Raw genomic sequence first — 22354 nt, 5'->3', positions numbered from 1 at the left:
ATTTTGCTATAAAACAAAAGTGTCAGGCATCTTTTGAAACAGTAATGTTCAAAAGGTGCACAAACACTTATACTAATGTCTCATTTTCAAATGTTAGTGACCAGAGTTTTTCGATAAGCCACCGATTTTTTGAACTAATAGTGAACTTTCTTTATTCAATCCTGTTAAGTGAACAGTAGCTCCAGTTTGTTCGTATTTCATTTCAACTTTATCAATTGCACCAATTGCTGAGTCATCCCAAAGATGGGCACGACTGAAATCAATCTCAACTTCTTTCACTTCATCTTTAAAGTTAAACGCTTCGATAAAATCTGTCACTGATACAAAGAAAAGTTGACCTTCAACAAAGTATGTTTTCTTCTCACCTGAGTGTGAGAGTTTTGATGTAACATGAACCTTTGAGATTTTTGCACCAAAGAAAATCGCACTTAAAACGACACCCGTTAGTACACCAATTGCTAAGTTATGAGTGATAACAACCGTTAAGACAGTTACAACCATAACCGTTGCATCAGTTTTCGGAATTTTGTGTAACGTTTTTAAAGAGCTCCAATCGAACGTACCGATCGACACCATGATCATGACCCCAGCAAGTGCTGCCATTGGAATTTGAACAACTAAACCACCAAGGACAAGAAGTAATAACATTAAGACAATACCTGCGACAAGTGATGACAAACGTCCTGTTCCACCTGATTTCACATTAATCACTGATTGACCAATCATCGCACAACCAGCCATTCCACCGAAACATCCAGTTACGACATTCGCAACTCCTTGACCACGACTTTCTTTGTTTTTATCACTATCTGTGTCAGTCATATCATCAACGATTTGAGCCGTTAATAGTGACTCGAGTAAACCGACAATCGCTAAAGCTAATGAGTAAGGTAAAATAATCATTAATGTTTCTAACGTTAACGGAATTGAAGGGATTAAGAATATAGGAAGAGTACTTGGTAATGTCCCCATGCTTCCAACCGTACTTACTCCAAGACCACCAAAAATAGCGATTGCTGTTACTACAATAATTGCCACTAAAGTTGACGGAACCGCATTTGTAAACCTTGGTAAAATGTAAATAATTCCAAGTGTTAATGCTACTAAAGCGTACATTACCCAAGTTACATTCACAAAGTGTTGTAATTGCGCTGTAAATATTAAAATAGCTAACGCGTTTACGAAGCCTACCATAACAGATCTCGGTATAAACTTCATATACTTAGCCAGCTTAAAAACGCCGAATAAAATTTGAATTATACCCGTTAAAATCGTTGCTGCTAATAAATACTGTAATCCATGGTCCGCAATTAATGTAATCATTAATAAAGCCATTGCTCCTGTAGCCCCTGAAATCATTCCTGGACGGCCACCGATAAATGCGATCACTAAGGCAATACAAAACGAAGCATATAATCCAACCATCGGGTCTACTCCCGCGATGATTGAAAAGGCAATCGCTTCAGGAATTAACGCTAATGCGACAACAATCCCAGCTAATGTATCCCCCTTAACATTGCTAAACCATTCTTTTTTAATTGCTTGTAAATTCAAGCTAACACCTCTTTCTTTATTTTTAAAATGCGACTTTCGACTCTCACGAAAGTCAGTCCGTTTCCAATACATTGAATAGTAACATGAACTCAAAAGAAATGAAATTCGCATGTAAGCGGAAATCATACTATAAATACTCTGTTTTACTAACTAATACTCGTTATTACCACTTAACTTCACAACTTGATCACAATTTTAAAGTTTAATTAATCTGAAAATTCCTTTTGGTGTCAGACACCCCTCGTGGACATTTCGCCATTTTGTCCACTGGAGGCGGACAAATACATTAAAAACACGCTTGCTTACATTTCATTATTATTTCACTTGTAATATAATGAAATAATATTCTTACTTTATTTAAAGGAAAAATTTATATAAGCGGTGATAAAAGTGTTAGAAGATACTGGAGAAAGAATCATTCCTAAAGAAATGAAACCTATGAATGGACTGCTTTTAGAGCATATTGCGAGATATTACTTTTCTACTCCTTATGTGAAAGGACGTGTTCTCGACATAGCTTGCGGAACAGGCTACGGTAGTCAGATGGTTACAAAAGACAGGAAAAAGGAAATTACGGAGATGATCGCAGTCGACATTGATGATAAAACGTTAAAGTACGCGATCGATAATTATTACCATCCACTTTTGACGTTTCAAAAAGGAGATGTTCTTGATCGCGAGTTACCTCAAAAACTTGGTACATTCGACACAATCTTAAGTTTTGAAACGATTGAACATGTTGAAGATGATCAGCTATTTATGAAAAATATGTATGAATTATTGAACCCTGGAGGTAAGCTCATCTTATCGACCCCTTTCGGTCAAGGAAAAGGAGTTCCTAGTGGACAACCTTTCCACGTTCATCAATTTACGATTGAGGAATTCAAAAATTTATTTCAAGGGTTTTCTGAAGTTGAATTTTACTACCAACGCGGAGTGACGATTGAGCCTCCTCGAAAAGATGTGTATTATCCATTAGGGGTTGCTGTAGCGGTAAAATAGCTGTTAGAAATGTCAATGATTTCATGATTTTTCATCGTTCTCCTCGAATGTTTTCTTTGCTCTAGAAGACACTATTTAGAGTAAAGGAGGGAAAACAATGCAACATTCAATTAACGAAATCATGACAAAAAACGTTGTTTCTATATCGCCTGAGCAATCAATCCAAGAAGCTGCTAACTTAATGAAGCAACATAACATCGGTGCACTTCCTGTCGTTGATAACGGTCAACTACAAGGGATTGTTACTGACCGAGACATTACGATACGATCCACTGCTGATGGGGAAGCTACAAATACGCCAGTTTCTGAGTGTATGACGAATAATATTACCGCTGCCACTTCCAATATGGATGTTCATGAGGCAGCTGACTTAATGGCGAAACAACAAATTCGCCGTTTGCCAGTTGTTGATAACAACCAATTAGTAGGTATGGTTGCTATCGGTGACTTAGCCGAGCAGAACATTTATGAAGACGAAGCTGGTGAAGCTTTATCAAGCATTTCAACTCCATCAGAACCAGATCAACTTAATAACAAATAGTTGATCAATGGGTTAGGTATATTGTGTGGTGCGTCTCTCGTTTGGGACGCACCACTTTTTTACTACCACGTCATGACGCTTTCTCCTTTAAATTAACGGCGCTTTTCTCTGGTTTCTTTGAAATAAACGCAAAGATCATTGCTAACAACGGAAAGACCATCATTACATATATTATTTCTTGATAGCTACCAAACCGATCGTACGCAAGCGCAAACGGAAGGGGACCAAAGGCAGACCCGATAACCATAATCGTTGACGTTACACCTTTTATACTACCGATATGGGCACGACCAAAGAAATTTGGAAATATAATCCCTAAACTAATCGCTTCAAACCCACCAACAATTCCACGAGCAATACCGAAAATAATCGCCGCTGTGTAAGTATCTGTTTGCACTAAAAGAAACATAATTCCAATTTGTCCGAGAGCAGCTACAGTTAACACATAATTTGCCTGCACTCTTTCAACGATAAACCCTGCTAAAAAGGTAACCGGGAAGGAAACGATCGCCATAATACTTAAAATAAATGCAGCTTGTGTACGTCCAATTCCACTTTCAGCTAAAATCGGAACAAAATGAAAGACGATTCCTGTGTTCACCATCGAGGGGACAGCTATACAAAATAATAGCAACCAAAATTGCTTCGTCCTCATTGCTTCTTTTACTGTCCAAGCTTCCTCAAAAATTGATGATTTCTTAGATCCTCTTCCTGAGACTTCTTCCTCCGTTAAATTATCAGGATAAAGCCCAACATCTTCAGGCTTATTTCTTATAAAGAAAAAGGCTAAAGGAACAAAAATAAGAAAAAGTAATCCTGCCCAAACTAACCACGATGTTTGCCAACCGACCGTATCAATTAACCATGCATTAAATGGTGGCAATGCCGCAGCACTCAAAAAACTACCAAAAGCCATAAAACTCAACGCCCGACCCCTTTTTCCAACAAACCATTGTGGAACAAGCGTCCCTGGAATAAGCGTCATTGACCCTTGCCCGAATAGCCTTAACATAAAAAAGCCAATGAAGAGCATCGTTGGCCCTAATAAAAAGCTGTTAAAAATACAAGCGATGCCTAGAAGTGAAGCAACTGTAACAGTCATACGCCGTTGACCAAACTTATCGACGAACCTACCTACTATAAAAAGAAGTAACCCTGCAAACAACGTTGCAAATAAATACATCGTTGAAACTAATGTACTACTCCATCCAAAATGTGTTAAATAAGCATCGATAAAAATAGAAATCGAGTACGTTTGCCCTGGTCCAGAAAAAAATACGGATAGGGCAGCAATAAAAACAATAATCCACCCGTAATAAAAAGGCGGATTCACCGGTAATTTAGTATTTCCTTTCATCAATACTCCCCCATATCTTGTACAAATTATTTCGCCTGACTAAATTTACTTAATTAATATAACAAATATATATTGAAGCGTAAATAGTGAGCGAGCATATTGGCTGTGCGACATTTTCGGAAAAAAACTGCGTATTAAATCGTGCAACACCCTCTAATTTTACGGTTTTGTTTACCACTTCCCCTAAACAAAAAGGTCCCCTCCATGAGCAGAGAGAACCTTTCATCTTAACTTCTACATTTAACTATGTCTATTTGTCTTCTTCATTTTCGTTTTTTTCGAGGTGCTTGGTTTACCACCTTTACGAGAACTAGGGTTATTTTCATTCGCATGTTCAACCGCTTGTTCAAGCTCTTTTCTCATTGTTTTGACCTCCCTTTCATTACAACTTCAGTTATAGAATTCCCTCTAGAAGCTGTTTAACACTGTTAAAAACTGGCGCCCAACGAATTCTCTCATCATTTTAAAAATTATGTCCCTCCCTAAATAAGTTCTAAACTTCAACGAAAAATTATACTTATATAATAGCATCGTTGAATTCTCGCTAAATGGGGTGGGACAGATGAAGTCGGTATTAAAGGTGACGATTGCAGTTGCGCTTACTTTTACCTTATACGGTTTAATTTTTGGCGTAGTTATTTTCAATTTTTATCAACAAACTACAACCGATACCTATTCCGCGGGCGATTTTTTTCACGAACAACAGTCAACAGATCGAGTTGTCCTTCTAGAGGATAATTATGAAGCGTTGATTGCTCGCATTAGCTTTATCGAAAAAGCAGAGGAAACCTTAGATATAACTTCCCACACTATTCATCGTGGCTTTTCAACTGAAATTATTTTTGGATCGATCATCGAAGCTGCGGACCGTGGGGTACAAGTGCGGGTGTTACTTGATGGGATGTTTCATAATTTAAGAGGTCCTATGCGTGACGTCCAGTATGCGTTTTATAACCATCCAAATATTGAATTGAAATTTTATGAACCTTTCTCGTTACTGCAACCGTGGACTTGGAATAACCGCCTTCACGATAAAATAATGATTAGGGATGATAACATGGCGATGATTGGCGGAAGGAACATTGGTGATAAATATTTTACAACTGACGATGACACTGTCCATGACCGTGATGTCGTTATAATAAACCAACAACTAAATACTTCTCCTGACAGTGTTCTTCATCAATTAAATGACTATTTCAGTCTTGTATGGCAGCACGAATTTTCAAAAAGTCCGATAGAGCAACTAAACCGAGCTCAGCTTTCACGTGGCGATAAAAAAACAACTGCTCTAAAAGACAATTTAGTTGAAATGAAGCAGTCGCATCCCGAACTTTTCATCAACTCATTTAATTGGCATGAAAAATCGATACCTACAAATAAAATAACGTTACTTCATAACGGAATTCAACGTTTCAATAAGGAGCCTAATGTTTGGGCAAATATCACTAACCTACTCGAAGATGCAGAAAAGTCAATTTTGGTCCAAAGTCCATATGTTATACCTACAAAAGAGATGCTAGCTTATGTAGACAAACAAGCGGTTTCGGCTCCCGAGATTACGATATCGACCAACTCACTTTCAGCAACGCCGAATGTGCTTGCTTTTTCAGGCTATTTGAATAATCGAAAGATGCTCGTTGACTCTGGGATAAACATATATGAATATCAAGGACCAAGGTCAATTCACGGAAAAACATTGGTCATTGATAATAGAATTAATGTGATCGGATCATTTAATATCGATCATCGCAGTAGTTTTTTAAGTACCGAAACGATGGTAGTCATTGATAGTGAAGAGTTAGCTACGCAACTTGAAAAAGAAATAAAGAAGCACCATTTATGTAATAGTTTACTCGTAAAAGAAGTTTATTCTTATGAAGACAGCGACCATGTTGATGCTGGTGAAGTATCATTGTTGAAAAAAGTAGTTACTCACCTTCTTTCTAAGGTGACGAGATTTTTTGATTTTATGTTGTAAGAGGAGAGTATTTTAGAGGCTTCTTGACAGATGTTAACTGGAGCACCCATATGAGAGTTATTTTTTTACAAATATCTACGAGAGCACCTTAGAGGAGGTGCTCTTTATTGAGTTTCTCTGATTTTATTTGCGGTTTTTGTTTTTCACTTGCGATTCTCCTCTTTATACTTGCGATTTTCTCTGTTTTTTTGCACAACACCTCATGAGTGGGATCTTTAATTGAGTTTCTCTAATTTCATTTGCGATTTTTGCTTTTTTCTTGCGATTCTTCCCTTTATACTTGCGATTTTCCTGATTTTTTTGCACGACCACTAGTACCCGTTTTTAACAAAACAAAAAAACTACCACCCAACCATGGATAGTAGCTTTCCTATATTGACTATTCGTTTATTCGCAAACTAGCCGTTTTATTAGCTAACTATTCGTTTATCAGTTAACTAGCCGTTTTATCAGCTAGTTTTTTCTCTTTTTTTCGAGCGATTTCATTCTTTTGCTCTTTTAAATCTTGATTTAGTGCTTTAACTAAACCGTAGCACATCACTAATACTATAAAGGTAAGTGGCAATGCACTCACGATGATCGCGGTTTGTAAACCAGCCAATCCACCGGATGCCATCAGTACTAACGTTGATGCTACTAAAATAACTCCCCAAGTTACTTTGACACGGTTTGACGGATTTAACTTACCGCCAGTCGTCAGCATTCCTAAAACAAACGTAGCTGAATCTGCTGAAGTAACAAAGAATGTCGTAATTAAGGCGACTGTTAAAATCGATAAAACAATTCCGAACGGTAAGTTTTGATACACGTAGAATAAGGCGGTTTCTAATCCTTGACCAGAAACATTCAGTCCTTGAACAAGTTCTAAGTAAATACCTGTGCCTCCGAAAACAGTAAACCAAAGCGCACAAACAACCGTTGGAACTAGAAGAACTGCTACAGTAAACTCTCTAATTGTTCTTCCTTTTGAAACGCGGGCAATGAACATCCCAACAAATGGTGTCCATGAAATCCACCATGCCCAGTAAAAGACCGTCCAGCCTTGAGTAAAGGCAGCTTCGCTATTTTCAAATGGTGACAAGCGTAATCCCATTAAAGCAACATTTTGTACATAGCTTCCTAAACTAGTTGTAAACAAGTTAAGTAAAAATAATGTAGGTCCGAGGATCAGCATTGCAAAAAGTAATATCGTAGCTAAAGACATATTGACATTACTTAATATCTTAATTCCTCGTGAAAGACCTGTGTTTGCTGAGATGATGAAAAGAACTGTTATGATTCCCATGATCATCATTTGAACCATAAAGTTATTAGGAATACCGACAAGATATTCTAAGCCTGCGTTTATTTGTTGAGAACCTAGCCCTAAAGAGGCTGCTACTCCAAACAAAGTCGCAAATACAGCTACAACATCGACCGTTTGACCGATTGGACCTTTCACCTTTTCACCAAGCACAGGATAAAGTGTTGCACTCATTAATCCAGGTGCGCCTTTTCTAAACTTTTGATATGCAAGTGCTAATGCAACAATCGCATAAATTGCCCATGCATGTAATCCCCAATGTAACCACGTATAACGCATTCCGACAATGACTGATTGTTCTGTGCTTCCATCTCCCATTGGTGGAGCCGCAAAGTGGGCAATCGGTTCTGAAACTCCGTAAAAAAGTAACCCAATCCCCATTCCTGCAGAGAATAACATCGCAAACCAAGTTGGACGACTATACTCAGGTTTAGAGTCAGGTTTTCCAAGTTTTATTTTTCCATACTTACTAAAGATCATAAAAATCGCAAAAACGAGGAAAAATGTAGCGACTAGCTGATAATACCAACCAAAAGATTCAAGCATAAAGCTTTGTGCTACTCCCATCGCTTGACCTAATTGGGTGGGAATTAAAATCCCTATTAATACGAAAACTGTTGCAATAGCAACGGATATTTTAAAAATCGACCTGTCACTTTTATCCAAAACATGACACTTCCTTCCATAAACCTTTTATTGTTTGTAAAGTGTATTCTGTACGAACAGTTCGTCATTTAATTAAACCATAAATTTTATAAAAAGGAAAAAGGGATAAATGGCGATATTACCGAGTTTTTTGTGATAGTAATTTATTGATTGAAGTTATCTTATACGATCTATAATAATACTCGTAAATGAGTTCGAATTCTCCTGTTTTCATTTCAACAGTGAAAATAAACGTTTAACCTTAAATATTGTTGCAAGCATCTTCCCGGTTTCAAGGTGATATTGTTCATCATCTCCAAACCGAGAAATACTTCTGGCTGATCATGAATTTTTAACATCTCCAAATAACCAACTCCCTAATATTTTACATCCAACGTATAAAAAGGTAGATATAAAGTGGTTTTATAGCTAGTCACCACGAAAAAATTATGATAGGATAATAATTACTTAAAACACTTTAGTGCATTAACGCTTTTAACCATTTAATTATTTTGAGGTTAATAGAAAAATATATGTAAAAAGTAGACAAATAAAAAAAGAGAGAGCTTAGAAAGTTGAGAGGAGAATTTATATGTCAACAAGAAATACACCAAACCTTAACCAACCTAGAGAACAGTGGGGAACAAGATTCGGTTTTATGCTTGCTGCTGCTGGTTCAGCAGTCGGTTTAGGAAATATATGGAGGTTTCCTTTTGTCGTTGGTGAAGGCGGTGGCGCTGCATTCGTATTATTATATTTAGGATTCGTCCTACTTATCGGACTGCCTTTAATCATTGGTGAAATTAGTATCGGGAGAAAAGGACGTAGCAATGCCATGGATAGCTATAAAGTGATCCAACCTAATTCAAAATGGTATTTGAATGGATTCATTGGAGTCATTGTAAACTTTATGATTTTATCCTTCTACTCCGTGATCTCTGGTTGGGCTCTTTATTATTTTATTCTTGCCCTTACTGGAAACCTACTTGCCAATGAAAAAAATTATGAAAATGCATTTGGTGGTTTTATTACTGATCCAATCATGCCGATTGTATGGCAAGCACTTTTAATGAGCATTGTTGTATTAATTGTGCTAAGAGGTGTGAAAAAAGGGATTGAAAAATGGAATAACATTTTAATGCCTACACTTTTTGTTTTATTAATTATTTTAGTTTTTAAAAGTACAAGCTTAGAAAATGCTCAAGAAGGGTTACAATTTTTCTTACAACCTGATTTCTCTGCAATTAATTCAGGAGTTATCTTAGCAGCTTTAGGACAAGCTTTCTTTAGTTTAAGCTTAGCTACTGGAATGTATGTTACTTACGGAAGTTATAAACGAAACGAAAATAGTATAGTGGGGAATGCTGGAGGAATTGTTTTTCTCGATGTTTTTGTTGCAATTTTAGCTGGGTTAATTATTTTTCCTGCAGTCTTCCATTATGGAATTGATCCAGGACGTGGACCTGACTTAGTATTTATCACGTTTCCTTATATTTTTACTGATATGCCATTTGGTACTATTTTTGCAGTAGTTTTCTTCTTTTTCGTCTTTGTATCTGCCTTAACTTCTGCGATCTCTTTATTAGAAGTTGTTGTTGCTTTTGTAAAAGAAAAGTTCAATCTTTCTCGTAAAGTAGCAGCTCCAGTTACTGGAATAGTGATTACCACTGTTGGTGCGTTCACTGCGCTATCATTTGGTCCATTATCACATATAACTTTATTTGACCTGACGATCTTTGGATTGTTTGACTTTATCGCGGCTCAAGTGCTAATCCCATTTTCCGGATTCCTATTATGTATCTTTTTAGGATGGGTGTGGAAGCCACATGAGGTGAAGCTTGAAGTCGAGAAAGAAGGAAATAAATTCCCATTATTTAAATTATGGAGCTTCTTGATTCGTTACGTGATACCGGTTGTTCTATTAGTGATCTTTTTGGATTCAATAGGTATTTTATAATTTTAAGATAACAAAACGTAAATTTTAATAGTAATGAGGGGCTGCATGAAAAGTGATAGACACTTTCATGCAGCCCCTCTTAAAATTCTTAAAAAATAGCTTCTAGTTGAATGAATTTCCTACTTACAATTGAGCCAAATCAAACGATAAGTAGTTGCGTGGACTTTACGCAACTACTTATAGATACTTATTGGCAATAATATTAAATGATGAAATTCATTAAAGTAAATACATAATTGTCCGTTTAAATAAAAAACTAAAAGGACAATTATATTTTACGGAGGCTGTACATATGAGACCTAAAGAGCTTTTGGATTTACAAAATCGGCAAGTGCAAATTTTACATTTATCATGGCTTGCTTTTTTTGTTTCTTTTTATGCTTGGTTTAACATCGCTCCCTTGGCTAGTACGATGGTCGAAACTGTTGAATGGATGACGATGGATCATATTTCTACTTTATTAATTTTAAACGTAGCTCTTACAATCCCTGCTAGAATGGTCATTGGAATGTTGTTGGACAAACTTGGACCACGTATCGTTTTTTCATTGCTTCTAATTATTATGTCTATCCCGACTTTTATTTTTGCTTTCGGAACTACTTGGGCACAGCTAGCTGTAGCGAGGCTACTAATAAGTGGGATAGGCGCTAGCTTCGTAGTCGGAATTCGTCTCGTCGCTGAATGGTTCCCTCCGAAAAAAGTAGGTTTTGCTGAAGGATTTTATGCTGGTTTCGGTAATTTTGGATCAGCTTTCGCAGCCATGACGTTACCTTTTATAGCGACCTCCCTTTTTAGCCCCGAAGATGGCTGGCGGTATGCAATTGCATTTAGTGGAGTACTATGTATTGCTTATGCAATTTTCTTTTTTTTCACAGTAACAGACACACCGGAAGGAAAAGTGTATCAATCACCGAGAAAAATTGCCGCATTAGAAGTGAGTAGCTGGGGAGACATGATCCTTTTAATTCTTTGGACAATTCCACTTTTTGCAGCATTAGGCGTCGTTGCCTGGAGACTATTACATCTCGATTTTATTAATTTAACTGCTTATTATGTCATCATCGGGCTTTTAGTGCTTAACTTTTTATACCAGCTTATTCAAACGTTACGAGTTAACGTCCCTATTTTACGAAAAGGTGTACCTGAAGACGATCGTTACAGTTTTCAAACGGTTGCCGCTCTCAATACAACTTACTTTTCAAATTTTGGTGCTGAACTAGCAATTGTTTCGATGCTGCCGTTGTTTTACTTAACGACATTTGATTTGTCACTCACAACAGCGGGGTTAATTGCTTCTTCTTTTGCTTTTGTTAATTTACTTGCTCGTCCTTTAGGTGGCTGGTTTTCAGATCGTATGCAAAACCGAAAAAAAATAATGCTTATATACATTGTTGGAATCACAATAGGGTTAGCGTTTATGGGATTTATTAATTCATCATGGCCAATAACATTAGCAATATTTGTAACGGTTTTAACTTCATTTTTTATTCAAGGTGCTGAAGGGGCAACGTTTGCGATTATCCCGTTAGTAAAAAAGCGTTTGACAGGACAAATTTCCGGTATGGCTGGGGCTTACGGCAACGTCGGTGCTGTTATTTATTTAACGATTTACACATTCGTTACGCCTCAACAGTTCTTTTTTATTTTGTCATTCGGTGCTTTTATTAGTTTCTTGTATTGCCTCTTCTTTTTGAAAGAACCTGAAGGTGGGTTTGGGGATGACTACCAACTTTCGTCTGTAGATGCTCAAATAAAAGATCAAAAATAAATACCAAACTCAGCTAGTGGAGGCCGTTAATGACTATATGTCCGAATATACCCTAATCAATAACCAAAAAGCTGTCCGCAAGAATAATTTCATTCGCGGACAGCTTTTTTTCTAACTATTTCGCTCCATTGCTTTAAAGGCTTTTTTCGGGTTACGTTTTCGATAGACAATATAGTGACGATTTAAGTACGTCAGTGGAATGCTCCACATGTGAACTAAGCGAGTAAATGGCCAAATAGCGAATAATAAAAATGAACTCAAAATGTGAATTTGGAATCCGATAGGTGCACCAACCATTAACTGATAGTTCGGTGAAAATAACAGTATGCCACGGAACCAAGGTCCAACCGTATCACGATAATCAAACGTTCCACCTGTCGCCGTATAGCCGACGGTGTTTGTAAACCCAGTCAAGATGACGAAGCTTAGTAAAATCAAAACGATAAAATCACTCCGTGTACTGTTCTTTCTTATTCGTTCTACCGTCGAGCGTCGTACTAAAAGTAAAATAACGCCGACCACCGTGATAACCCCTGCACCACCGCCGATCCATATCGCTCCCCAATGGTACAAAGGTTCAGAAATCCCAATAATTTCATAGAAGCCTTTAGGTACGAGGATACCAGCAACATGTCCAAAAAATACAAGGATAATCCCCCAATGGAATAGCGTACTTCCCCATTTTAAATTTCGATCTTTATGCAAAAATTCACTAGATCTTGCTTGCCAGCCGAACTGGTCAGTATTGTAACGGTATATATGACCAACAACAAATATCGTTAACGTAATATACGGAAAGATTAGCCATAGAAATTGATCGATAAAATACATCGCGTTCCCCCCTAAGATGCCTTCGTTTTTTTCATGTATTGATTGATCGCCTTAATACATACATTGATTAACGGTAAGTAAGGGCTGTTGAATTTTTCAAGTTCATTCTGAAGCTTTTCAATTCCTTTTCGATGAACTTTAAATATTTTCTGTGTTATGTGTGCTGGTGCTACGGCCGCAAACTCAAGCACTAACGGCAAATAATCAGGTAACTCTTCTGTTTCTATAAAGTACCCTGCTTCCTCAAAATATTTCTTTAATTCAACAAAAGCCGGTCCTCGCTCACGGTTGTCACCGAAAATGGTGTACGTTAAATAAAGCGTCGTGCCCTCATTAAAGTCAAACGTAGAAACATAGTTCGTACACAACTGACCCACATCGGTGCTTTGCAAATAATTAATAAACTGTAAAAACATCTCTTGAACTTTGTCATTTTCTAATTGCGCCACTTCTTGTTTAAGGATGTTAAATTTCATCCAATCACGATGAGGATACTCGAGCATAATTGAACAAAGTTTAAACACTTTTTGGTTATCGTCCACCAATATCCCTCCATCCTTCATCATCAAAATAGTCGGAAGTCATTCCAGTACAACTTGAGCAGCCTTCCATAAAGTCATAGCCAGCCGTTCCTTGTCCGATAAACATATTCTCCGAATGTTCACGATGGGCTTTAGGAATGATATAGCGGTCCGAATATTTAGCAATTGCCATTAAGCGGTACATTTCTTCAACAGTCTCTTCTGTTAACTCTGTTACCTCTAACAGATTTTTATCTGGTTCTTTGCCAATCGTTTTCGCTCTCATATAACTTCTCATCGCAACAAGTTTCTTTAACACTTTGCGGATCACCTCAGTATCACCAGCAGTTAAAAGGTTTGCTAAATATTGAATCGGAATCCGCATTTGATCGATCGTTGGAAAAACTAAATTCGGATCAAGTGTATCTTGTTGACCATCAAATGCCCCCATGATCGGACTTAGCGGTGGTACATACCAAACCATCGGTAACGTACGGTACTCAGGATGAAGTGGTAAGGCAATCTTTTGCTCAACAGCCATCTTATAAACAGGCGAACGCTGTGCTGCCTCAATCCAATCTTCCGAAATCCCTTCTTTTCTCGCAGCTTCAATCACTTCTGGATCATGTGGATCAAGAAAAATATCTAACTGAGATTCATATAAGCCTTTTTCATCTTCAACAGATGCTGCTTCCAATACTTTATCCGCATCATAAAAAACGATCCCTATATAGCGAATTCTTCCGACACATGTTTCCGAACAAATCGTCGGATCTCCGTTTTCAATTCGCGGAAAACAAAACGTACATTTTTCTGCTTTTTGCGTTTTCCAGTTGAAATATACTTTTTTATACGGGCAACCCGTCATACAAAGCCGCCAACTACGACAGGCATCTTGGTCGACGAGAACGATGCCATCCTCATCACGCTTATAAATCGCCCCTGACGGACAAGACGAGACACAAGGAGCATTTAAACAGTGCTCACAAATACGTGGCAAGTACATCATAAACGTTTGCTCAAACTCCATCCGAACCGACTCTTCTAAGCCACGCATATTTGGGTCTTTCAAACCAGTTTTATGAACTCCGGCTAAATCGTCTTCCCAGTTTGGCCCCCACTCAATCTTATCCATATATTCTCCAGTTAATTGCGATTTCGGTCTCGCCACAGGCTGATGCTTTTTAGCAGGGCTATTAATCAAAGTTTCGTAATCGTATGTCCACGGTTCGTAGTAGTCATCAATGTCAACTAAGTTAGGGTTATAAAATAGCCTTGCAAGCTTCGATAACCTCCCCCCGGCTTTTAATTCTAACTTTTCATTTTTATATTCCCAGCCACCTTTATGTTTCTCTTGATTTTCCCATTCTTTCGGATAACCAATTCCAGGCTTTGTTTCGACGTTGTTCCACCACATATATTCGGCTCCTGGGCGATTCGTCCACGTATTGTTACAAGTGATACTGCACGTATGACAACCGATACATTTATCCAAACTCATCACCATGCCGTATTGCGCTTTAATCCTCAAGCCATGACACCTCTTTCAGTTTTCGTATGATGACTTTATTGTCACGCTGGTTTCCTGTCGGTCCATAATAGTTAAATCCATAGCTTAATTGAGCATACCCACCAATCATTTGCGTCGGTTTCACATGAATTTTTGTTGGGCTATTAAACGTACCACCACGATCTTTCGTCGTCGGTGAGCCCGGAACATTAATGGTACGCTCTTGCACGTGATACATGAAAGAAACTCCTCTAGGAATTCTATGACTTACAACCGCCCGTGCGACGACAACACCGTTAGAGTTGTATAATTCCAACCAATCATTGTCTTCAATTTCAATTTCAGCCGCATCTTCATTATTCAACCAAACGTGTGGGCCACCACGGAACATCGTTAACATCGGTAACGTATCTCCGTACGTACTATGGTACGACCACTTAAAATGTGGAGTTAAATAATTTAAGGTGATTTCCTTTCCGTCATGGACAGGCTTATGGTCACGGTCGTAAAACGCTTGCTTCGGTAGCATCGGTTTAAACAAAGCCATTTCTTCACCAAATTCAAGCATAATCTCATGATCAATATAAAAATGTTGTCTGCCTGTTAATGTTCTCCACGGAATCATTCGTTCTACATTCGTTGTAAATGGAGAGTAACGGCGGTTACCGGTTTCTGTTCCACTAAAGACAGGAGAAGATATCACTTTACGTGGTTGCGCTGTAATTTCCTGGAACGACAAATGTTCTTCCGCTCGTTCTACGGCTAAATCCTTTAACTTTAAATTCGTTTTCTTTTCTAATGCTTCCCATGCTTTCATTGCCATTGAACCGTTCGTTGTACTTGATAATGTCAAGATCGTCTCGGCAACATTTCGATCAGATAGTAAGCTCGGGCACTCTTTATAATCTTCATTTTTACTCGTGCCAAGCATATTTTGTAATTTTTCATATTCGTCCGTTGCGTCCCAAGAAATACCTTTAGATCCAATTGGCCCCTTCGCCTTCGGTCCTAACGCGATCATTTTGTCATAAATTTTCGTATAATCTCGTTCAACGATGTGTAATTGCGGTAAATTTTGCCCTGGAACTGGTTCAACTTCGCCCTTTTTCCAATCTGGGATTTTCCCTAGCGGTTGCGCTAATTCTGCTGGTGAATCGTGCAACAGTGGTGTCGCAACAACGTCCTTAACCGGTCCTGAATAATATCGTGCTGCCATTTCCGAGAATGTCTTCGCTAATTTTTTAAACGTATCCCAATCAGAACGTGCTTCCCAAGGCGCGGCAATGGCTGGGTTGAACGGATGAATGAACGGGTGCATATCAGTACTACTAATATCGGATTTTTCATACCAAGTTGCTGCTGGTAAAACAATATCAGAATACAATCCTGTTCCTTGCATACGGAAGTCAATATTAACGAGTAAATCTAACTTACCTTCTGGTGTATTTTCTTCCCAATTTACTTCATCTGTCATTAAAGCTTTATTTTCTTCACTCAAATTATGTGAATGTGTTCCTAATAAATGTTTCAAGAAATACTCATGTCCTTTGGACGAACTTCCTAATAAATTAGCCCGCCAAACAAATAACGTTCTCGGAAAGTTCTCCGGTTTTTCCGGATTTTCTATTGCAAAATTCAATTTACGATCCTTTAATTGTTGAACAACATGTTGAATGACTTCCTCATTTGAGGTCGCTTTCGCTTCTTCAAAAAACTTTAACGAGTTACGATCAAATTGCGGATACGACGGTAGCCAACCTAACCGTGCGGCCAACACATTGTAATCTGCATTATGCTCATATCTCGGTTTGTCCCTAATCGGCGACGTTTGCTCACTAACCGCAAATTCTTCATAACGCCATTGTTCTGTCGCAAAGTAATAAAATGATGTTCCGTTTTGTAAGCGTGGTGGTCCGCCCCAATCTCGAGCAAGCCCGACCGTTTGCCATCCTTCTAATGGGCGAACTTTTTCTTGTCCAACATAATGAGCCCAGCCTCCGCCGTTTACTCCTTGCGAGCCTGTTAAAAGAACAAGGTTTAGTACAGCACGATAGATCATATCGGAGTTATAATAATGATTAATTCCTGACCCCATAATGATCATCGACTTTCCTTTTGTATTAACTGCATTTTCAGCAAATTCTCTCGCCACTTTTATAACTAAGTCACGATCAACGCCAGTAATAGCTTCTTGCCAAGCAGGTGTGTATGGCTGAGTCGCGTCTTCATAATCCACTGGATAATCACCCGATAAATCACGATTAACTCCTGCATTAGCAAGCATTAAATCGAACGTCGTTGTAACATAAATCGTTTCGTCTCCTTGTTCAATTTTTTTAACAGGAATTGATCGATGTAGCACTTTTCTTTCCTCTTTATCAAAAAACGGCAAATCAAGCGTGACAATTTCATCATGATCATTCGCAAGTGACAGCACTGGTTCAATATCATTTAAGTTTTGATTCTGGTCATTTTGGTGTAAATTCCACGTACCTTCTTCTTCCCAACGGTGACCGATACTTCCGTTTGGCACAGCATATTTTTGAGATTTTTGATCGATGACAACCGTTTTCCATTCCGCTTTTGAGAGCGGCATACCAATATCACTTGCTCGTAAAAACCGGTCTGATACGAAATTTTCACCACGTTTTTTTAACTTAATCAAATACGGTAAATCTGTATATTTTTTTACATAGTCATTAAAGTACTTAGTCTCATTATCTACGTAATACTCTTTTAAAATGACATGGGTCATTGCCATTGCGACCGCCGCATCCATTCCAGCATTAACTGGCATCCAGTGGTCCGCAAATTTCACAAATTCCGCATAGTCTGGGCTAATCGCCGTCACTTTCGTTCCACGATAACGTGCTTCCACCATAAAATGAGAGTCTGGCGTTCTAGTTTGTGGTAAATTCGAACCCCAGACGAGTAAATACCCTGAATTATACCAATCAGAACTTTCTGGAACATCCGTTTGATCTCCCCAAATTTGCGGTGAAGCTGCTGGTAAATCAGCATACCAATCATAAAAGCTTAATAGAGGAGAGCCTAGTAATGAAAGAAAACGTCCCCCTGCTGCATAACTGACCATCGACATCGCTGGGATCGGTGAAAATCCGAAAATTCGATCTGGTCCAAAGCGGTCGATCGTATCTAGTAAGTTAGCGGAAATCATTTCATTTACTTCATCCCACGATGCCCTTACAAATCCACCTTTTCCACGTGCCGCTTTATAATGTTTTGATTTTTCAGGATCATCGACAATGCTTCTCCAAGCGGCTACAGGATCTTGCTTTTCAGCCATCGCTGCTTTCCACAGTTTCAGTAATGCGCCACGAACGTATGGGTAGCGAACACGTAGAGGACTGTATGTATACCAGGAAAAACTTGCACCACGAGGACACCCTCTCGGCTCATACTCTGGCATATCAGGACCTGTCGTTGGATAATCGGTTGCCTGTGATTCCCACGTAATAATCCCGTCCTTCACATGAATTTGCCAACTACATGATCCAGTACAGTTCACACCGTGAGTTGACCTAACGACTTTATCGTGTTGCCATCTACGACGGTATATTTTTTCATTTTCACGATCGTATGGAGATAACTCTGCCCAATTCGTGATTTTTTCTGATTTTCCAAGAAAATTTAATTTCTTCATTAGCGGGGAAATCTTTTTACTCATGTTGATCTCCTTTCAAACTCCACTTCATTTTTTTCTACACATTTACCATGATTTGCATAAACAGAAAAATTATTCATTTTCGGGAATTTTCAATGAATACTTTCGGCTCACAAAAATGAATACTAAGGGAGATTGTGTGAAGTAAAAGATTTAGTGGGGAGGCTTATGCATGTCAAGAATTACAAATTGGAATCCAGAAGATGAACAATTTTGGGAGTCAGAAGGAAAACGGCACGCTAATCGAAATTTATGGATTTCTGTACCAGCTTTATTATTAGCATTTGCTGTATGGCAAATTTGGTCGGTAGTTGCAGTCAACTTAAATGACATTGGTTTTAACTTTACGGCGAATGAACTATTTACTTTAGCAGCTTTACCCGGCTTGAGTGGGGCAACATTACGGTTGATCTACACTTTTGTTGTACCTATTTTCGGTGGCAGAAACTGGACAGTAATAAGTACGGCTTCTTTATTAATTCCGGCGGTAGGGATTGGTTACGCTGTACAAAACACAGAAACCTCTTTCATGACGATGGCTATATTGGCAACACTATGTGGGTTTGGTGGGGGAAATTTCGCTTCTTCCATGGCAAATATTAGTTTCTTTTTCCCGAAAAAAGCGAAAGGAACGGCTTTAGGAATTAATGCAGGAATTGGGAACCTTGGTGTAAGTGCGGTCCAATTTCTCTCTCCTTTAGTGATAACATTTGCTCTTTTCGGTGCCATTGGCGGAGCTCCACAACAGTTAGAAGATGGGACAAATGTTTGGATGCAAAATGCGGCTTTTATTTGGGTTATTCCAATTGTACTTACTGTGATCGCTGCTATTTTCGGGATGGATAACTTGCCGAATATGAAAGCTTCAGTGAAAGAACAAGCGATTATTTTTAAAAATAAACATACGTGGCTAATGACTTGGCTTTATGTCATGTGTTTCGGTTCATTTATTGGCTATTCTGCCGCTTTTCCATTACTCATTAGAACCGAGTTTCCAGAGGTAAACGCCTTACAGTTTGCGTTTCTCGGGCCGTTAGTCGGTGCTTTAATACGCCCTATCGGAGGCTGGGTTTCTGATAAGATTGGAAGTGGGGCGATCGTTACGTTCTGGGATATTATCGCCATGATTGCAGCAACGTTTGGAGTGATATATTTTTTAAATGTTGGCAATTTTTACGGATTTTTAATTATGTTTATGGTTTTATTTACAACGACAGGCATTGCCAATGGATCAACATTTCGAATGATCCCAATCATTTTTCCACCGATCGAAGCAGCTCCAGTCCTCGGATTCACATCAGCGATTGGTGCATACGGTGCATTTTTCATTCCACGAATATTCGGATGGTCGTTAGATACTACCGGCGCTGCAAACTTAGCGCTCTACTTATTTATCGCCTATTACGTCTCGAGTCTATTTGTTACTTGGTATTGGTATTCAAGAAAAAATGCTGAAGTAAAGTGTTGATGAATAGTTACGAGATTTTTCATTGGTGCCTGTAACTTGTTTTGTGGACAATATACTTTGTTTCGACTGTTCATTCATTAACTCATTAATTAGACGATAGATTGTTTATTACAATTACAGTTCGCGCAAAATAATTTCGAAAAACTTTTTTCATACAGTGACTTATATCACCGATTATACTTCTGCCTAATGATACAATTTCGTTGAGAATAAAAATCATTTGCACTATCAAAAAGAGGTGAATGGACTGTGAAGGAAGTATCTTTAAAAAAATCAGTTTATGAATTATGTTCAACACACCCTGAATTAGTCACCTTAATGAGAGAAATTGGCTTTGTCAATATTACGAAACCAGGAATGTTACAGTCAGTTGGAAAGTTTATGACCATTCCAAAAGGTTGCCGCACGATGCGAATATCGTTGGAAGATGTTAAACAACATTTATCTAATAATGGTTTTACTATAATAGATTAAGGAGCGGATAAACATGAGTGAAATGATTAATAATCGTGAGAAGCAAACTGCAGACAAATCTGAACGCCAGCAGGAGTTAAAAGAAATTATTAAACAATTACATGACGGAAAATCTATCGATGAAGTAAAAGCACGTTTTCAAAAAGCGATCGACAAAGTGAGTGTTAATGAAATTTCTGAAATGGAACAATCATTAATGGAAGAAGAAGGAATTGCTGTTGAAGAAATCCAACGTCTTTGTTCGGTTCATGCTGAGGTTTTTAAAGGGTCTATTGAAGATATTCATGGTGACGATGCCTTGCAAACACCACCTGGACATCCTGTACACACATTTTTTAAAGAAAACCGTGAAATTGATAAATTCGTCAACTTTAAGCTTAGCCTTCATAAAGAACAGTTTCAGCGGGAGCAAACGGACGAGAATAAAGAAAAATTAATCGCAGATTTATCGAAGCTACTCGAGATCGATAACCACTATAGTCGAAAAGAAAATTTACTATTTCCTTTTTTAGAGAAGGTAGGAATTTTCGGGCCAACGAAGGTGATGTGGGGAGTCGACGATAAAATCCGCGCGTTCATCAAACGTGCCCGTACCCAACTCACAGAAGGCGAATGGGTACTAGAAGATTTAATCGAGCAGTTAGACTTTATTATTTTTGAAGTAACAGAAATGATTTTTAAAGAAGAAAATATTCTTTTACCAATGTCGATGGAGAAGTTAACGGAAGATGAGTGGTTAAAAATCGAACGTGAAGGTGATGTCATTGGTTACACATTTATTGAAGCACCTGAGCCGTGGCAACCAGAGCGAGAAGATCTATCTTCCAATGAATTTATGAAAGACGGTGTCATTCAATTAGAAACAGGGATTTTATCGTTAGACCAATTAGAACTAATGATGAACCACCTTCCTGTAGATATTACGTTTATCGATGAAAATGATGTTGTTCGCTACTTTTCACACGGGAAAGACCGAATCTTCCATCGTACAAAATCGATCATCGGACGTACGGTGCAAAACTGTCACCCACCACAAAGCTCGCATATCGTAGAAGCTTTGTTAGAAGACTTTAAATCAGGTAAAAAAGATGTCGAGGATTTCTGGATTAAGTTCCGCGATAAATATGTGTTAATCCGTTATTTTGCTGTTCGCGATAAAGATGGTGCATATAAAGGAACGGTTGAATTCACCCAAAATATAGAGCCGATCCAAGAAATTACTGGTGAAAAACGGTTGATGTCTTAGTCAAAACATTAAAATCGAAATAACATAGGGCTGCCTTAAACATTTTTTCTCACCTATATTTGGTGGGAGATGTAGGGCAGCTATTTTGTTTTGCTTATTTACATCTATCTTAAAGTTTGTTAGTTAGCGAAAAGTTTTTTCTTATTCGTAAAGCGAAAGAATAGGCTTTAATTTACGTTAACCTAAATCATATTATCTATGTTAATGAATTTCATAATTCAATATTACCGCCATTAAGGTACCTATATGTAGTTGCGTTATGTCGCTCGCAACTTCATATAGGTTGATATGGCCCAATTTAGGTAATTATGAAATTCACTCAAGTAGAATATTTTTTTTAAAAAGTACAATCCTATAAACGTAAACATAATTACATAAAAAAAGGAGCATTCCTGTTAGAAGGATTTTCGGGGACTTGAAAAAAAAAGAGCCCTCCTGGTATGATACGGGGTGTCAAATCGTGCACCGAGATGACCCCTAACTTAGTTAACCAAGGAGGACTTCATAATGA

The 22354-nt window shown here is 38.1% G+C and carries 16 protein-coding genes; 8 read left to right on the top strand and 8 right to left on the bottom strand.

The features are described from left to right. Nucleotides 1-93: 93 nt before the first annotated feature. A complete protein-coding gene (locus BKP35_RS10690) occupies nt 94-1554 on the bottom strand; it encodes a SulP family inorganic anion transporter (protein WP_071313345.1) in 1461 nt (486 codons plus the stop codon). A 390-nt stretch (nt 1555-1944) separates the two neighbouring features. On the opposite strand from BKP35_RS10690, the gene BKP35_RS10685 reads away from it, so the two are divergent. Together BKP35_RS10685 and BKP35_RS10680 are read left to right on the top strand one after the other, a co-directional pair. Then, nucleotides 1945-2556 carry a class I SAM-dependent methyltransferase gene (locus BKP35_RS10685; RefSeq protein WP_071313344.1) on the top strand — a complete coding sequence of 204 codons (612 nt, stop codon included), beginning with the start codon at nt 1945-1947 and terminating at the stop codon, nt 2554-2556. A 97-nt stretch (nt 2557-2653) separates the two neighbouring features. Further along, the gene (locus BKP35_RS10680; RefSeq protein ID WP_071313343.1) at nt 2654-3097 is read left to right on the top strand and encodes a CBS domain-containing protein; all 444 of its coding nucleotides are present in this window, start codon (nt 2654-2656) and stop codon (nt 3095-3097) included. 70 nt (nt 3098-3167) lie between these two features. Here the strand turns inward: BKP35_RS10680 and BKP35_RS10675 are convergent, their stop codons facing one another. Further along, a complete protein-coding gene (locus BKP35_RS10675) occupies nt 3168-4454 on the bottom strand; it encodes an MFS transporter (protein WP_071313342.1) in 1287 nt (428 codons plus the stop codon). A 240-nt stretch (nt 4455-4694) separates the two neighbouring features. Further along, nucleotides 4695-4817: a hypothetical protein gene (locus BKP35_RS20100; protein WP_281244218.1), complete on the bottom strand. Its 123-nt coding sequence runs from the start codon at nt 4815-4817 to the stop codon at nt 4695-4697. Nucleotides 4818-5016: 199 nt separating this feature from the next. On the opposite strand from BKP35_RS20100, the gene BKP35_RS10670 reads away from it, so the two are divergent. Then, complete coding sequence (locus tag BKP35_RS10670; protein ID WP_071313341.1) at nt 5017-6435, top strand: phospholipase D-like domain-containing protein; 1419 nt, start codon at nt 5017-5019, stop codon at nt 6433-6435. Nucleotides 6436-6868: 433 nt separating this feature from the next. On the opposite strand, the gene BKP35_RS10665 is transcribed toward BKP35_RS10670, so the two are convergent. Next, a complete protein-coding gene (locus BKP35_RS10665) occupies nt 6869-8404 on the bottom strand; it encodes a glycine betaine uptake BCCT transporter (protein WP_139192853.1) in 1536 nt (511 codons plus the stop codon). 571 nt (nt 8405-8975) lie between these two features. Here BKP35_RS10665 and BKP35_RS10660 point away from each other — a divergent pair. Then, complete coding sequence (locus tag BKP35_RS10660; protein WP_071313340.1) at nt 8976-10340, top strand: sodium-dependent transporter; 1365 nt, start codon at nt 8976-8978, stop codon at nt 10338-10340. Nucleotides 10341-10632: 292 nt separating this feature from the next. Next, complete coding sequence (locus tag BKP35_RS10655; protein WP_071313339.1) at nt 10633-12108, top strand: MFS transporter; 1476 nt, start codon at nt 10633-10635, stop codon at nt 12106-12108. 111 nt (nt 12109-12219) lie between these two features. Here BKP35_RS10655 and narI read toward each other — a convergent pair whose 3' ends face one another. From narI to BKP35_RS10635, 4 genes are read right to left on the bottom strand one after another with little or no spacing between them, the layout of a single operon-like run. Continuing rightward, nucleotides 12220-12939, bottom strand: coding sequence for a respiratory nitrate reductase subunit gamma (narI, locus tag BKP35_RS10650; protein WP_071313338.1), 720 nt, complete (start codon nt 12937-12939; stop codon nt 12220-12222). 11 nt (nt 12940-12950) lie between these two features. Continuing rightward, nucleotides 12951-13481 (bottom strand): nitrate reductase molybdenum cofactor assembly chaperone, encoded by a 531-nt coding sequence (gene narJ / locus BKP35_RS10645; RefSeq protein WP_071313337.1) that lies wholly within the window; start codon nt 13479-13481, stop codon nt 12951-12953. Beyond that, on the bottom strand, nt 13471-14991 hold the full coding sequence (gene narH / locus BKP35_RS10640) for a nitrate reductase subunit beta (RefSeq protein ID WP_071313336.1): 1521 nt from the start codon (nt 14989-14991) through the stop codon (nt 13471-13473). The genes narJ and narH overlap by 11 nt, the downstream gene beginning before the upstream one ends. After that, on the bottom strand, nt 14981-18658 hold the full coding sequence (locus BKP35_RS10635; RefSeq protein ID WP_071313335.1) for a nitrate reductase subunit alpha: 3678 nt from the start codon (nt 18656-18658) through the stop codon (nt 14981-14983). The genes narH and BKP35_RS10635 overlap by 11 nt, the downstream gene beginning before the upstream one ends. A 169-nt stretch (nt 18659-18827) precedes the next feature. Here BKP35_RS10635 and BKP35_RS10630 point away from each other — a divergent pair, with 169 nt between their 5' ends. The 3 genes from BKP35_RS10630 to BKP35_RS10620 all read left to right on the top strand — a co-directional run bounded on the left by BKP35_RS10630 (nt 18828) and on the right by BKP35_RS10620 (nt 21843). After that, a complete protein-coding gene (locus BKP35_RS10630) occupies nt 18828-20123 on the top strand; it encodes a NarK family nitrate/nitrite MFS transporter (RefSeq protein ID WP_071313334.1) in 1296 nt (431 codons plus the stop codon). Nucleotides 20124-20372: 249 nt separating this feature from the next. Further along, nucleotides 20373-20597: a DUF1858 domain-containing protein gene (locus BKP35_RS10625; RefSeq protein ID WP_071313333.1), complete on the top strand. Its 225-nt coding sequence runs from the start codon at nt 20373-20375 to the stop codon at nt 20595-20597. Nucleotides 20598-20610: 13 nt separating this feature from the next. Next, nucleotides 20611-21843 (top strand): DUF438 domain-containing protein, encoded by a 1233-nt coding sequence (locus BKP35_RS10620; protein WP_071313332.1) that lies wholly within the window; start codon nt 20611-20613, stop codon nt 21841-21843. The last annotated feature ends 511 nt before the right edge of the window (nt 21844-22354 follow it).

The organism is Anaerobacillus arseniciselenatis, from assembly GCF_001865995.1.
GTDB classification, from domain to species: domain Bacteria; phylum Bacillota; class Bacilli; order Bacillales; family Anaerobacillaceae; genus Anaerobacillus; species Anaerobacillus arseniciselenatis.
The sequence above is the reverse complement of the archived record's forward strand: the minus strand, read 5'-3'. Positions and strand labels throughout refer to the sequence as shown.